Origin of the sequence: Streptomyces griseofuscus (genome assembly GCF_014673495.1) — a bacterium.
Taxonomy (GTDB): Bacteria; Actinomycetota; Actinomycetes; order Streptomycetales; family Streptomycetaceae; genus Streptomyces; species Streptomyces murinus.
This window is the reverse complement of record NZ_CP051006.1, coordinates 1,091,033-1,106,301: the sequence shown is the minus strand read 5'-3', so window position 1 is coordinate 1,106,301 and position 15,269 is coordinate 1,091,033. Positions and strand designations below refer to the sequence as shown.

The window sequence follows — 15,269 nt, the reverse complement described above, 5'->3', positions numbered from 1 at the left end:
ACGCTGACCGGAAGCCGGAAGGAAGAGGAAGGACCCGGGGATGGGCAAGACCTACGCGGGCGCGCGGCTGCGGCGCCTGCGCGAGGAACGGCGCCTCAGCCAGGCCGAGATGGCCCGCGTGCTCGCCATCTCGCCGAGCTACCTCAACCAGATGGAGCACGACTCCCGGCCGCTCACCGTCCCGGTCCTGCTCCGGCTGACCGAGACGTTCGGCGTCGATCCGGGCTTCTTCTCCGAGCGCGACACCACGCGCCTGATCGCCGACCTGCGCGAGGCCCTGGCCGGGGAACTCGCCGAGGCCGGCCTGTCCGCCGCCGACCTCGCGGAACTCGCCGCCCGGATGCCCGCCGTCGCTCAGGTGCTGCTCGGCCTCGGCCGCCGCAACCAACTGCTCGCCGAACGCCTCGCGCAGGCCACGGACGGCCGAGGCACCGACCCCGAACTGCCCCGCTCACCCCACGAGGAGATCCGGGACTTCTTCTACCGCCGCCGGAACTACCTCCATGACAGCGACCTCGCGGCCGAAGCCCTCGCCGAGGACATCGGCATCGGCCCCGGCGAGGTCCTGCCCGCCCTGACCGCCCGCCTCGCCGACCGGCACGGCGTCCGGCTGTCCGTCGGGGCGGCCGACCACCTCCACCACTACGACGCCCCGACCCGCACCCTCCACCTCTCCACCCGGCTGCGCCCCGGCCAGCGCGCGTTCCGCCTGGCCACCCAGCTCGCCCTGCTCGAACACGGAGCCGAACTCGACCAGTTGGCCGCCGAGGACTTCACCCCGGGTTCACCCGCCCACGCGCTCGCCCGCATCGGCATCGCCAACTACTTCGCGGCGGCGCTCGTCCTGCCGTACCGCGCCTTCCACGCGGCCGCCGAGGAGGTGCGCTACGACATCGAGCGCCTCACCGACCGCTACGGCCTCGGCTACGAGACCGTCTGCCACCGGCTGAGCACCCTCCAGCGCCCCCGGCTGCGCGGGGTGCCCTTCTCCTTCGTCCGGGTCGACCGGGCCGGCAACATGTCCAAGCGGCAATCGGCGACCGGCTTCCACTTCTCCCGGGCGGGGGGCACCTGCCCCCTGTGGAATGTGTACGAGGCGTTCGCCGCGCCCGGCCGCATCCATGTCCAGGTCGCCGAAATGCCCGACGGGCAGCGCTACTTGTGGACCGCGCGGGCCGTCGCCCGGCACCGGGGCGGCTGGGGCGAACCGGGCAAGACCTTCGCCATCGGCCTCGGCTGCGAGATCCGCCACGCCCACAGGCTCGTCTACTCCGACGGCCTCGACCTCGCGGGCACCTCCGCCGCCACCCCCATCGGCATGGGCTGCCGGGTCTGCGAACGCCTCTCGTGCCCTCAGCGCGCCGCCCCGCCGCTCGGCCACCGGCTGCACATCGACCAGGACACCAGCACGTTCGTGCCGTACCGCGTCATGGAACCCGAAGGCTGAGGGCGCTGCTCGGACCCGGTCCGGCGGGCGGTGCGGTCCGGCCGAGCAGGTCCAGAGCGCGGGTGGTGATGTTCTCGCCGAGTTCGCCGGGGCCGCCCGGAAGCCCGCCGCGCCACCTTTGCGAAGAGTTCCTCCTGGATGAGGTGTCACCCCCTTCGCGCCGCCTTCGGGGGACGGGGGCCGGCCTGTAGCGTCGCGCACGAGCTGACCGCACCGCACGCAGCGGACGACGGAGGGTTTCACATGATCGACAGGCGTACCTTCGGGAAGGCCGTCGGCCTGGGGACCGGCGCGGCCGCGCTCTCCCTGACCGGCGCGCAGTCGGCCGACGCCGCCCAGGCCGGGCCCCGCGGCGCGGACGAGGCTCCCGCACCCGGGACGCACACCACTTTCCCCGCGCTCAGGCAGGTCCACGCGGGCGTGCTCGACATCGGGTACGCCGAGGCGGGGCCGGCCCACGGCCCCGTCGTCATCTGCCTGCACGGATGGCCGTACGACATCCACAGCTACGTCGACGTCGCCCCGCTCCTCGCCGGGCAGGGGTACCGCGTGATCGTGCCCTACCTCCGGGGCCACGGCAGCACCCGGTTCCGTTCCGGCCGTACGGTCCGCAACGCCCAGCAGTCCGCGGTCGCCCTGGACATCGTCGCGCTCATGGACGCGCTGGAGATCCGCGAGGCCGTCCTCGCTGGCTTCGACTGGGGCTCGCGCACTGCCGACATCATCGCCGCGCTGTGGCCGGAGCGCGTCACCGCGCTCGTCTCCACCAGCGGCTACCTCATCACCAACGTCGAGGCGCAGAAGTCACCCATCGCGCCCGCCGACGAGCACAACTGGTGGTACCAGTACTACTTCGCCACCGAGCGCGGCCGCCAGGCCATGGAAACCCCCGAACTGCGTGACGAGTTGTGCCATCTGGTGTGGCAACTCGTCTCACCCGGCTGGAAGTTCGACGAGGCCGCCTTCCGGCGCACGGCGGCGGCCTTCGAGAACCCCGACTACGCCGCCATCGTCATCCACAACTACCGCTGGCGCCTCGGCCTCGCGGACGGCGAACGCCGTTACGACCGCTACGAGAAGGAACTCGCCGCCCGGCCCGTGATCCATGTCCCCACCATCACCCTGAGCCCCGAACTGGACCCCTTCACCGCGCCCGGCGACCCCACCCGCGACCGCTTCACCGGCCCCTACGAGCACCGGGTCGTGGCGGGCATCGGCCACAACCTCCCGCAGGAGGCGCCGGCCGTCTTCGCCCGGGCGGTGCTGGACGCCGGCCGCCTCTGAACGAGGAACAGGGGCTGGACGGCGCGAAGTCCAGCCCCCGCGGCGGGACTCGGTTCCTCTGTCGATGGCCACGGCCCCGGGCCTCGCCAGGGCCCGGGCTCTCCCCAACCGGCGCTCTCCGTCACGGTCTTCGCCGGTTCGTCCGGTCACTCCACGTGCAACGCCCACCTGCTGCCGTCCACGAGTTCCGAGCCCGGCAGGGCGATCAGTTCGGGTTTGAACAGGGGGGGTGCGCCCATGGCGGGTTCCCAGGTGGCCAGTTTGTCGTCCTGGGGGACCTCGACGCGGCGGCCCTTGGCGAGGTCGGTGACCACGCGGACCAGGAGGCGCACACCGAGGGGCGCGAGGTGTTCGCGCCACAGCGTCTCCGGGGTCGAGCCGGGGGGTACGAACAGGTGTTCCTGGGCGGCGATGGGGCCGCCGTCGGTGCGTTCGGTGAGGTGGTAGACGCTGCCGCCGGTCACCTTGTCGCCGTCGCGGATCGTCCACCGGATCGCGTCCCGGCCGCGATGCAGCGGCAGCAGGCTGGGGTGGTAGCCGATGGCCGCGACGGCGGCGCGAGCGCGGGTCGCGCGGCCGATGAAGGCGTGTGAGTGGGCGGCGACGATGAGGTCGACCCCGTCGGGGACATGCATCGCGCGCAGTTCGGCCGAGTCCGTCCAGGGCACGCTCCTCGGGTACGCCCACGCGCGCAGCCGGTCCCAGGACAGCGCGTTGCCCTCGTCGGAGTGCCCTTTGCGCAGCCGGGGGGCGGCCACGCCCGCGATCCGGTGGCCTTCCTCGCCCAGGGCCTCCGCGACCTGGACCGCGAACGCCCCTTGTCCCGAAAGGTAGATGTTCACTGGGTTGCCGCCTCTTTCATCGAGCGGGGGTCGGGCCGCAGCCGTACCGGCAGTGTGGAGAACCCGGTCAGGAAGTTCGACCGGATGCGCAGCGCCTCGCCGGTCTGCTCGACACCGGTGGTGAAGTCCCGTAGCGCCAGGAGCAGTTCGGCGATCTCCACCCTGGCCAGATAGGAGCCGAGGCAGAAGTGCGGGCCGTAGCCGAAGGCCAGATGCTTGTTGGGGGCGCGGCCGAGGTCGAACTCCCCGGGCCGCTCGAAGACACGCTCGTCCCGGTTGCCGGAGGCGTGCCAGAGCGTGACGATCTCGCCGGGACCCAGCCGTACGCCGTGCATCTCCGTCTCGCGGACCACGGTGCGCCCGAAGTGCATGGTCGGGGAGGCCCAGCGCAGCACCTCGTCCACGGCGGTGTCGATCGCGACCTCGCCGTCCTTGAGCCGCCGCCACTGCTCGGGCCTCGCCGCGAGGTTGTGCACACCGTCGATCATCGTCAGCCGGCTGGTCTCGTCGCCGCCGATGATCAGGCTGTAGCAGTTGAGCACGATGTCCTCGTCGGACAGCGGCACCCCGTCGATGGAGCTCGCGACCAGCATGCTGATCACATCGTCGCCCGGCGCCGCACGCCGCTCCTCGACCATGTCCATGAAGTACAGCAGGATCTCGTTGCGGGCCATCTCGGAGTCGGTCTCGTCGATGTCCTCGGTGTCGGCCGACAGCGCGGCCTTGGTCTGGGCGAGCAGATAGTCCCGGTCCTGCTCGGGCACGCCGAGCAGATTGGAGATCGTGGTCATCGGGATACGGCTCGCGATCTCCGCGGCGAAGTCGCAGCCGCCCGCCTCGACCGCCTCGCGGATCAGCCGCCGGGTGTTGGCCCGCACCGCCGCCGCGACCTCGCTGAGCACCCTCGGCGAGAGCACCCGCTGGAGGATCTTGCGCAGCTCGTGATGGCGGTGCCCGTCGGTGACGGCCAGCATCCGCCCTGCCCCGGCGTCACCCCCGCCCAGCAGCGTGACCAGTACATTGCCGCGCTCGGAGGTGAGATTCAGATCGTCCCGGTAGGCGGCCAGGATGTCGTCGTACCGGGACAGCACCCAGAATCCGCGGCGGCCGCCGACCGGCGGGTTCCAGTACACCGGCGCGGTGTCCCGCAGGGTGCGCCAGAACCCGTCGAGGTCATGGTCCGCGAAGGTGTCCGGGTCGCCCAGGTCCACGGTGGCCGGCGCCGGCGCGCCCGCCCTCACCATTCGGTGCGCCAGAACCGGCGCGGCCGGAACGGGTAGGTGGGCAGCGGCACGCGGTGGCTCGCCTCCCCCTTGTGCAGCGGACGGAAGTCCACCCGCCGGCCGTTCACCCAGGCGGCGGCGAGCGCGGACAGCGCCCGGTCGTCGTCCGGCGCGGCCGGCACGATCCCCTGGTCGCCCTGCGGGAGGCCGTCGGCGTCCACCCGCGGCGCGGCGGCGGTCGTGACGGCCGGACCGCCGGCGGAGTCCGCGGACAGCGCCTCGATCAGCTCCTCGCGGCTGCGGACCACGGCCGCCCACCGGCGGTCCATCGTCCGGCGGCCCAGATTGAGGCTGAAGCACACATCGTCGAGCCGCAGTCCGGGGTCGGCCAGCAGCCGGTCCCGCAGCCGGGCGCGCTGCCGGGCGAGCGAGTCGTCGTCCAGGGCGGACAGGGTGGCCAGACGCGGCCTGCCGACGGCCTCGGGGGCGCGCTCGGCGAGCGCCGGCGCCTCTTCGAGCACCAGGTGCCCGTTGTAGCCGCCGCCACCGATCGCGGTGATCCCGGCGCGCCTGATACCGGCCTCCGGCTCCCAGTCCGCGGACTCCAGTTGGGGCACGAACGGGGTGCTGGGAAAGTCGATCTCCGGGTCGGCCTCGGTAAGGTTGATCGTCGGCGCCAGCGTCCGGTGGTACAGCGCCATCGTGGCCTTCATGGCGCCGAAGCCGCCGGCCACCACCCCGCCGTGTCCGACGTTGCCCTTGACCCCGCCGATCGAGCAGGTGCCGGTCTGCTTGCCGAACGCCATGTTCACGGCGTGCACTTCGAGCTGGTCGGTGATCGGCAGCCCGAGCCCGTTGGCCTCGTACATGGACACCGTGTCCGGGGTGACACCGCCGACCTGCATGGCGGCCGCGATGCACGCGCTCAGCCGCTCGGGCTGCGCCAGCCCGTAGGCCATCGCGCTGACCCCGTTGTTGTTGATGGCCGAGCCCTTGACCACGGCGTAGACGTGGTCCCGGTCGGCGACGGCCTGGGCGAGCGGCTTGAGCAGCATGGTGACGACACCGCTGGACAGCGCGGCGCCGGTGCCGGCCGCGTCGAACGGGCGGCAGTGGCCGTCCCGGGACAGGATCCGGCCCTCCTCCCACAGATGGCCGCGCGGGTGCGGCAGCCGGACCATCGCGCCGCCCGCGATCGCCATGTCGGTCTGCCCCAACAGCAGTGACTGGCAGGCCAGATGCACCGCGTAGTGGAATCCGGCGCACGCGGTGGTGACGGTGACGGCCTCGCCGGTCAGCCCGATGTAGTACAGCGCGTTGGACGTCATGGTGTCCGGCGACCACGCCAGACCGTGCTCGATCGCCTCGGGACCGACCGACACCCGGTCCGGTGGAGTGCCGTAAAGGGCCGCCGTCTGAGGGTTGTTGGCGCCGTAGATGCCCATCTCGCCGGGCACCCGGTCGGGGTCGTAACCGCCGTCCTCCAGCGCCTCCCAGGCGCTCTCCACGAACAGCCGGTTCTCCGGGGTCATCGCGGCCGCCATCCGGTCGCTGATGCCGAACACCGACGGATCGAACGCGTCGTACCCGTCGAGCGTGCCGCAGGCCCGCACGTAGTACGGGTTGTTGATCAGGGTCTCGTCGACCTTGATCTCGTCCTTCTCCAGGAACCGCACGGACTCCCTGCCGTGCACGAGGTTGTCCCAGAACTGTTCCTTGGTGCGGGCACCGGGCGCCTTGCACGAGATGCCGATGACGGCCACGTCGCCCGGGTCGTAGTCCTGCTCGGGACTTTCGGACATGAAGGGCTCCTGCTCAAGTGGGTTGGGGGAACGCTCAGTTACCGGTGGAGGAGGCGCGGCCGCGCAGCGCGGCACGGCGTACGGCGGCGCGCCGGCGGGCCGACTCGACCACCTCGGGGGTGGCGTCGCCGTCCTCGTCGAGCCAGCGGCCCAGCGAGTGGATGTCACGGAAGCGGAAGAGATCGGGCACCCGGACGCGGCGGTCGAAGCGCCGGGTCATCAGCCGGGCCAGCCGCACCAGCAGGAGCGAGTCGCCGCCGAGGTCGTAGAAGGCGGCCCGGACGTCGATGCCCGCCGGTTCCAGGCCCAGCAACTGGCCCCAGATCTCGGAGAGCGCCACCTCGGTCGGCGTGCCGGCGGCCGTCACGGGTCCGCTGTCGGCGGCCGGTGGCTCGGGCAGCGCGGCGCGGTCGAGCTTCCCGCCCGGCGTCAGCGGCAGTTCGTCCAGGACCACGATCGCCCCCGGCACCATGTACTCGGGCAGTTCGGCGGCCAGTTTGCCGGTGATGGTGGCCTGGAGCTCGGCGTCCAGCCGGGCGCCGCCCCGGGGCCCGCCCTCGGTCACGACGTAGCCGACGAGCCTGCGCCCGTGTACGACGGCCGCGGCCTCGCGGACCTCGGGGCAGCCGGTCAGCCGCGACTCGACCTCCTCCAGCTCGATGCGATGGCCGCGCACCTTGACCTGGTTGTCGGTACGGCCGACGAACTCCAGTTCCCCGCTGTCGGTGCGGACGACGACGTCACCGGTGCGGTACAGGCGCCCGCCGTCCAGGAACGGGTCGGGCACGAACCGTTCGGCTGTGGTCTCGGGCCGGTTGAGATAGCCGTGGGCGACGCCAGGGCCGCCGAGGTACAGCTCACCGGGGGTACCGTCCGGCACCGGCCTGCGGTCCGCGTCCAGCACATGGAGCCGGGCACCGGCCGCCGCCGCGCCGATCGTGGGCTCGCCGGTCCCGTCCCTCGGCACCGGGCCGAGCGTGCAGAAGACGGTGCCCTCGGTGGGGCCGTAGGCGTTGAAGACCTCCGCGCCGGTCTCCGCGTACACCCGGTCCACCAGCTTGCGCCGCAGGGGCTCGCCGCCGAACACGACCGTGCGCAGGTTCGGGGGCAGCCCGCCGGCGTCCAGGAGTGCGTTCGTCACCGACGGGATGGCGTGCAGCAGGGTGACCTTGTCGGCGTGCGGGCTCTCGGGCAGATGGACGGTGCTCTCCACGAGCACGAGGGCGCCGCCCCGGCTCAGCGCGGGGAAGATCTCCATCACGGACATGTCGAAGCAGATCGAGCTTGCCGCGCAGACCCCGCCGAGGTCGCGCTCGCCGAGGACCTGGTCCCAGGCGGACAGCATGGCCGCGCAGCCGCTGTGCCGGATCGGCACCCCCTTGGGCGTTCCCGTGGAGCCCGAGGTGTAGATCACGTAGGCGGTGTCGGCGGGTACGACCGGTACGGGCCGCTCCCCGGGCTCGGTCGTCACGGCCCCGTCCAGCACCACCAGGGTCGGGCCCGCCGGGCAGTTCTCCCGGGACGCGGGCGTGGTCAGCAGCAGGCTCGTGCCGCTGTCCCGGACCATGAACTCCAGCCGCTCGGCCGGGTACCTCGGGTCCAGCGGCACATAGCAGGAGCCGGCGCGCAGGACGGCCAGGATGGCGACGAGCAGGCCGGGCGAGCGCTCGACGCAGACGCCGACCGGGACCCCGGGTCCCGCGCCCTCGGCGACCAGCCGCTGGGCCAACTCCCGGGACCGCTCGTCCAGTTCGCCGTAGGTCAGCGCTCCGGCGTCGGAGTGGACCGCGATGGCGTCCGGGGTCTTCCCGGCCTGTTCGATGAATCTGCTGTGCAGGGTCTGGGTCACTGGTCCGTCTCCTTGGCCCGGCCGGCCGGCGCGACGGCGTCGAGGGCCAGGTCGGGGTGGGCGATCGAGTCGAAGAGCACGGTGCGGTAGAGCGCGAGCAGTGCCGTCACGGTCCGCTTCTCCAGATAGCTCGGTTTGTACTGGACATGGCCGACGGCCTCGCCGCCGATCTCCGCCATCGAGATCTCCAGGTCGAACTTGGCGAGGTGCCTGCGTACGGGCAGCGGCTCCAGGGGCAGCGCGCCCTCCGGCGCGATGGTGTCGCCGATGCCGTGGAAGAGCTTCACGGAGCGCGGAAAGGCGTCCGAGGAAAGCCAGTTGAGGACGACGTCGAACCAGGGCGAGCGGCCCTCGGCCCGCGGGGGCTTCAGTTCGGCCGCCAGCAGGTCGAGCGGATAGTTCATGTGCTCCAGCAGGCCGAGAGAGAACGCGTGCACCTCGCGCAGCAGCTCCCGGAAGCCGCGGTCACCGGCCGGCTTCGCCCGCACCAGAACCGTGTTCAGGTAGTAGCCGATGGCGGACTCCCAGCCGGATTCCGCGCGTTGGGCGATGGCGGTGGCAAGGACGGAGTCCTCGACGCCGGCCGCGCGGTTGAGCGTCGCGAAGAAACCGGCCAGCACCACCGTGCTGATCGACACACCCTCGCGCACCGCGAACTCCCGCAGCGTCCGCGTCTCTTCGGCGCTCCAGCGGAAGGTGAGGTCGCGGCCCTCGTAGGTGACGCCGGGCGGGCGCTCGCCGGGGGACAGATCGAGATGGGCGGGCGGGTCGGCGAGCCGCCGCGACCACCAGTCCAGCGCCGCCTCGGCCGCCGGACCGGCCAGCCACTGCCGCTCCCACTCCACGAACTCCGTGTAGGGAGCGACTGGTTCGGCGGCCGCCGGATCAACCCCCTCGTAGAACTCCTGGAGCTCGCGGATCATCACATCGGCCGACGCGGCGTCCGAGGCGATGTGGTGCACGAGGACCAGCAGATAGTGGTCGGCCGGCCCGCGCGTCATCAGGACGACCCGCACCAGCGGACCGTTGTCCAGGTCCAGCGGCATGTGGCCGTACACGGCGAGTTCCTCGCGGGCCTGCTCGTCGTCCAGATGGGTGCTGTCCGTGACCAGGAACTCGTACTCCGGTTCGTCGAGGATGACCTGGTACGGGCTGCCGCCCGCCTCCACGAAGATCGTGCGCAGCGCGGGATGCCGCCGCAGCACGGCCGCCACGGCACGCTCCAGGGCCGCTGCGTCGACCTCGGCCCGGACCCGGGCGGCCACCATGAAGTTGTACGGCACGGCGTCCGGGTCGATCTGCTGCATGAACCACAGCGAGGCCTGGCCGTGCGACGCCGGCGCCAGCTCGAACCCGAGCCCCCCGGCGCGGAGTTGATCGAGGGCGGGGGCGTCGGTGGGGTCGAGGAGGCCACGGGTGGCGAGCTCGTCCAGGAGTTCCTCGGCGTCCAGTTCGCAGAGGGCGTCGAGCGGGGTGCGGGGTGGGTTCGGGGAGGTGACGGGGGCGGGGACGGGTGAGGGTGAGGGTGAGGGTGAGGCAGGCGCGGGCAGTGGTGTCGCGGGCGGGGCCTGGGCGGGGGAGACCGGCGCGGGCGGGGGCGCTGCGTGCGCGGCCGGCTCCTGGGCGACCGGTGCCGCACCGGCCACCGCGCCGGCGTTCGCACCCGCACCTGCGTTCGCGCCTGCCCCGCCGACCACCTCCCCGAGATGGCCGACGATCTCGGAGATGGTCCGCCCGTCCAGGAACACCACCGGCGAAACCCGCTGCCCGAACAGCGACTGCACCCGGTTGACCAGCCGGATCGCCAGCATCGAGTCGAGACCGAAGTCCCGCAGGCTCGACCCCGCGTCGAACCGGTCCTCCGGCACGCCCAGCACATCGGCGATCTCGGCGAGGACCAGCTCTTCCACCGACCTGCCCGGCACGGCCGTACCCACCGGTTCGGCGCCGGCCTCCACAACCGCCACGGACGACGTGGTCGGCGTGGTCGACGCGGACGGCACAGCCGATGCGGCCGACCCGGCCGACGCGGCCCGTACGGCCGTGGACGCCACGCTGCCGTCGACGCGCGGCGCCGCATCCAGCCAGTAGCGCTCCTTCTGCCACTGCACCAGCGGGGTCTCCACGACCTCGACGTCGTCCGTGAACAGCGTGTCGAAGGTCAAGGGCACGCCCCTGACGTGCAGCGACGCGGCCGCCTCCAGCAGACAGCGCAGGTCGCTCTCGCCGCGTCGCAGGGAGTTGACCGCGTGCACCCGGGCGCCCCGGGTCAGCGCGATCTCCTCGACCGCGCCGCGCAGCGTCTCGTGCGGGCCGATCTCCACGAAGGTGCCGATGCCGTCCTCGACCAGCGCGCCGATGGTCTCGGCGAACCGGACCTGATCGCGCAGGTTGTGCACCCAGTAGTCGACGTCCACGAGCGGGTTCACCGCCCCGGCCAGCGCCGTGGAGTGGAAGTCGATGCCCCCGGTCAACGGGCTGATGCCGTCGATGAGTTCGCGCAGCGGCCCGGTCAGCGGATCCATGCCGGGACTGTGCACGGGCCGTTCGACCCGGATGTTCCTGGTCGAGATCCCGGCCGTCCGCAGGTCCGCCTCCAGGGCGCGGACCGCCTCCGGTGAGCCCGAAACCGCCGTGCTGGTGGGGCTGTTGACCACGGCTACGGCCGCGTGCTCAGCGTACGGCGCGAGCCACGGTGACAGCTCCCGCTCCGGCAGATCGACCGAGATCATGGCACCGGGAGCCGCCTTGCGTTCGAGCAGGTGCGACCGCGCCACGACGACCCGCGCGGCGTCCTCCAGCGACAGCGCCCCCGCGACACACGCGGCCGCGACCTCGCCCAGGCTGTGCCCGACGACGGCGGCCGGCCGGATGCCGAGCTCCAGCCAGACCCGCGCCAGCGACACCTGGAGGGCGAACAGCACCGGCTGCTGGAAGTCCATCTCCTCGAACCGGGCCTCGCCCTCCGGGGCGTCGAGCTGTTCGAGCACCGAGCAGCCACCGGCCGCGCGCACCGCGGTGTCACAGGCGTGCATCCAGGTACGGAACCCGGTGTGCGTGCGCAGCAACTCCCGGCCCATGCCGACCCATTGGGTCCCGCCACCGGAGAAGACAAGCGCCACGCGCCGGTCGGTGCTGCCGGAGACCGTGCCGGTGACGACCCCGGGGTGCGGCCGCCCGGCGGCGACCCGGGCGAGCCCGTCCAGCACGTCCTGGCGGCTGCGGGCGAGCAGCGCCACCCGGTGGTTCTGATGGGTGCGCCGGGTCGCGAGAGTGTAGGCGAGGTCGGACACCCGCAGACCCGCGTCGCGTTCGACATGGTTGGACAGCGCACGGCAGGTGTCGGCCAGCGCGGCCGCCGAGTGCGCGGACACCGGTACGAGACGCAGGGCCTCGTCCTCCGCGGCGGCGCCCTGACCCGGTGCGAGGTGCCGTCCCCTGTCACCCATGAGGAACGGGGACGCCGTGACCGGGTGGCCCGCGGTGTACAGCGCGCCGAGCGAACCCAGCAGGGTCTGGGCCTCGTCGGCGCCGCGCCGCAGCGAGGGCAGGGTGGCCGCGTCCAGGAGCTGCGCGGCGGCCTTGAGCAGGAGCGGGTGCGGGGACAGCTCGACCACCGCGTCGATGTCGTGGTCGCGCAACGCCGTCAGGGCCTTGACCACTTGGATCTCGTGGCGCAGGTTGTCCGCCCAGTAGTCGGGGCCGAGTTCCGCGCCGTCGACACGTTCGCCGGTGACCGTCGAGATCATCGGGACGCGGGTCGTGCGGGGTTTGATGCCGTCGAGTTCGGCCCGCAGCGGGGCGAGGACATGGTCGACCAGGGGCGAGTGGGGCGCGTGGCCCATCCGTACCCGATGGGTCGTGATCCCCTCCTCGGTCAGCCGCTGGACGAGTGCGTTGATCTCCTGCGGGGTGCCGGTGACCAGCGTGGAGTCCGGGCCGTTGTGGCCGGACACGGTGAGCTGCCCGGTCAGGTACGGCTGGACGGCGGCCGCCTCGGTCGTGACCACGATGCCTTCGCCGCGGCCGACGGCCAGTTGCTGGAGCAGCCGGCCGTGGCAGGCGGCGAGCCGCGCCGCGTCCTCGAAGTCGAGCGCCCCGGCGATGTGCGAGGCGGCGAACTCGCCGACGCTCTGGCCCACGACCACATCCGGCGCCACCCCCAGCGAGCGCCAGGCGTCGGCCAGCGCCACCTGCAAGCAGAACAGCAGCGGCTGGAAGACATCCATGTCGTCCAGGCGGCCGTCGGCCGCGAGGAGTTGGTCGACCAGGGAGAAGCCCAGCAGCTCCCGCATCCGCCGGTCGGAGCGCATCATGGACCGCCGGAACACGGGCATCCCGGCGAGCAACTGCCGCCCCATGCCGACCCATTGGGAGCCGTTGCCGGAGAACAGGAACGCCAACCGCGGTCTGCGCCCGGCCACCTCTCCGGCGCTGAGCCCCGAGGCCGTCGTACCGGCGGTGAACGCGTCCAGCTGGGAGCGGAGTTCACCCATGTCACGGGCGGCGGCCGCGAGCCGGAACCTTCCCTCGCCGGGCGCCCGCCCGCAGACCTCCCGCAGATCGTGCTCGTCCCGCAGGGCCCGGGCCCGCTCGGCCAGCGCCTCGGGGGAGTCCTCGGCCAGCAGCAGGAGTCTGCCCTCGGGGCGCGGCAGTTCCTCGACGGCGACATGGCAGATCGCCCCGCCGAACCCGAACGAGCTGACACCCCCGCGGCGCGCGTCGGACCGGCGCGGCCACTCGGTCAGCCGGTCCTGCACGGCGAGCCCGTACTCGTCGAAGAGGATCTGCGGGTTCGGCGCGGTGTAGTGCAGGCTCGCCGGCAGCACCCCGTTGCGGATCGACAGCGCCAGCTTGACCAGACCGACGATCCCGGCCGCCGCCTCCAGATGTCCGACATTGGACTTGACGGACCCGAGGCGCAGCGGCGTCGGCCGGTCGCCGCCCAGGACCGCACCGATGGCATTGGCCTCGATCGGGTCGCCGAGCGGCGTCGCCGAGCCATGGCACTCGATGTAGTCCACGAGAGCCGGCGCGATCCGGGCCCGCCGGTACGCGGTGCGCAGCATCAGCTCCTGCGCCTGCGGATTGGGCGCGGTCATGCCGTTGCTCAGGCCGTCGTTATTGGCCGAACTGCCCTTGATCAGGCAGTACACCGGCAGCTCGCGCTCCAGCGCCACGCTGAGCGGGGCCAGTACGACGACCCCGGCGCCCTCACCGCGGACATAGCCGTCGGCGCGCGCGTCGAAGGTCTTGCAGCGGCCGTCCGGGGCGAGCGCGCCCATCTGGTCCATGGCCGTGTAGTAGTCGGAGACGAAGCTCAGATTCACGCCACCGGCCAGCACCAGTTCGCTCTCGCCCATCCAGATCGACTGGCAGCCCAGATGCACCGAGACCAGCGATCCGGCACAGGCGGCGTCGATGGCCATGCTCGGACCCTGGAGTCCGAGGACGTAGGAGACGCGGTTGGCGATGATCCCGTCGTGCATACCGGTCGCGGTGTGCGGGGTGATCTGGCTGTCGGGGCCCCGGTAGTGCGCGAGCGCCGCGTAGTCGCCCCAGCAGGAGGCCATGAACACACCGGTGTCGCTGCCGACCAGGCCGAGCGGTGGCACACCGGCGTCCTCCAGCGCTTCCCAGGCCAGCTCCAGGATCAGCCGCTGCTGCGGGTCCATCTGGACGGCTTCCCTGGGCGAGATGCCGAAGAACAGCGGGTCGAACCGGTCGATACCGTCGATGAACCCGCCCCAGCGCACCGAGTCGCCCAGCAGCTCGCGCCGCGCGGCCGGCACCGGACCCACGGCATCGCGTCCCTCGGCCAGCAGCCGCCAGAACGCGGCGGGATCGGGACCGCCGGGGAACCGGCAGCCGATGCCCACGATCGCGACGGGCTCGTACGAGGGCCCACGGCGGTCCCGGCCGGGGGCGGCCGCCTCCGGCGCGGCGGGCGGGCCCTCGACCAGTGCCCGGGACAGCTCGTCGACGGTCGGATATTGCCACATCCAGGTGACCGGAACCGGACGGCCGAGGAATGCGGACAACGCGGCGGCAAGTGTGGCCGCCTTGGCCGAATCCAGACCGTACTGGTGCATCGGCGCCCAGCGATCCACCGCGTCCCTGGAAACGTCCAGCAGCTCCACGAAGCGAGAAAGCAGAAAATCTGTGACGGCGCGCACATCGCGCGGCCCGCGCTCTTGGGGCATTTCGCCTCCTCGGCAAGGCGGATGGAATGGGCCGGTCGCCGGCCCGAAAGCGGGAGATGGTTTACGGACACAGAGGTTCGTTCGGCCGCGCCGGGTACTCCGACGCGTCACCACACACGCGAAGGAAACCAAGGGATACTGAGGAAGAAGGAGTTGGAGGAATGTCCGAGCGATCGAGCGTCCGTGGTCAGCGGACGGCTACCGGCTCACGCTCGACGGATCGTACGGCTCCCTGCCAAAGGTGGAGCCGCCGAATACCCGAATGACTGCACCGAACCATGACTGCACTGAACCGCCCTCGTTGAGTCATCCCGACAGAATCAGCTCACGGTCAGTTGCGTTGACTATGGCGACGCACACGCGAAACCCCTCGCCCGCACGGCCACCGCCGACGGGAGTCACGATCCGCTTTACCCCGGACGGATCGCTTGACGAGGTGCTCACCCCGATCGGCGAATGTCAGCCTGCCATCCGGTGATTGGTGGGGCAAGAGCGCCTGCTGGCTGGAACCCGCACTGGCAAGATTTGACTCCCGGGTGGCTGGTTCGCCGACTTGCGCACAAACCGAACCGTATGAACTGAGTCTTGTTTCAAGCCACTTGGAATACGAGAGATTGAC

7 protein-coding genes are annotated in these 15,269 nt (G+C 72.0%); 2 read left to right on the top strand and 5 right to left on the bottom strand.

Annotated elements, in window-relative coordinates; all coding sequences use genetic code 11:
- Positions 1-40: 40 nt before the first annotated feature.
- Complete coding sequence (locus HEP81_RS04850) at positions 41-1,447, top strand: short-chain fatty acyl-CoA regulator family protein (RefSeq protein WP_037660652.1); 1,407 nt, start codon at positions 41-43, stop codon at positions 1,445-1,447.
- 243 nt (positions 1,448-1,690) lie between these two features.
- On the top strand, positions 1,691-2,731 hold the full coding sequence (locus HEP81_RS04845) for an alpha/beta fold hydrolase (protein ID WP_037660654.1): 1,041 nt from the start codon (positions 1,691-1,693) through the stop codon (positions 2,729-2,731).
- A gap of 146 nt (positions 2,732-2,877) precedes the next feature.
- On the opposite strand, the gene HEP81_RS04840 is transcribed toward HEP81_RS04845, so the two are convergent.
- From HEP81_RS04840 to HEP81_RS04820, 5 genes are read right to left on the bottom strand one after another with little or no spacing between them, the layout of a single operon-like run.
- A complete protein-coding gene (locus HEP81_RS04840; protein ID WP_037660656.1) occupies positions 2,878-3,573 on the bottom strand; it encodes a formyltransferase family protein in 696 nt (231 codons plus the stop codon).
- On the bottom strand, positions 3,570-4,817 hold the full coding sequence (locus tag HEP81_RS04835; protein ID WP_037660658.1) for a cytochrome P450: 1,248 nt from the start codon (positions 4,815-4,817) through the stop codon (positions 3,570-3,572). Before HEP81_RS04835 ends, HEP81_RS04840 begins: the two co-directional genes overlap by 4 nt.
- Positions 4,811-6,598, bottom strand: coding sequence for a beta-ketoacyl synthase N-terminal-like domain-containing protein (locus HEP81_RS04830; protein WP_037660660.1), 1,788 nt, complete (start codon positions 6,596-6,598; stop codon positions 4,811-4,813). The genes HEP81_RS04835 and HEP81_RS04830 overlap by 7 nt, the downstream gene beginning before the upstream one ends.
- Before the next feature lie 34 nt (positions 6,599-6,632).
- Complete coding sequence (locus HEP81_RS04825) at positions 6,633-8,447, bottom strand: non-ribosomal peptide synthetase (protein WP_037660662.1); 1,815 nt, start codon at positions 8,445-8,447, stop codon at positions 6,633-6,635.
- Complete coding sequence (locus tag HEP81_RS04820; RefSeq protein WP_051850473.1) at positions 8,444-14,650, bottom strand: type I polyketide synthase; 6,207 nt, start codon at positions 14,648-14,650, stop codon at positions 8,444-8,446. The genes HEP81_RS04825 and HEP81_RS04820 overlap by 4 nt, the downstream gene beginning before the upstream one ends.
- Positions 14,651-15,269 lie beyond the last annotated feature (619 nt).

Coding starts and splice junctions, on each gene's coding strand:
- HEP81_RS04820 (WP_051850473.1), bottom strand. CDS start 14,650: ATGCCCCAAGAGCGCGGGCCGCGCGATGTGCGCGCCGTCACAGATTTT.
- HEP81_RS04845 (WP_037660654.1), top strand. CDS start 1,691: ATGATCGACAGGCGTACCTTCGGGAAGGCCGTCGGCCTGGGGACCGGC.
- HEP81_RS04850 (WP_037660652.1), top strand. CDS start 41: ATGGGCAAGACCTACGCGGGCGCGCGGCTGCGGCGCCTGCGCGAGGAA.
- HEP81_RS04835 (WP_037660658.1), bottom strand. CDS start 4,817: ATGGTGAGGGCGGGCGCGCCGGCGCCGGCCACCGTGGACCTGGGCGAC.
- HEP81_RS04830 (WP_037660660.1), bottom strand. CDS start 6,598: ATGTCCGAAAGTCCCGAGCAGGACTACGACCCGGGCGACGTGGCCGTC.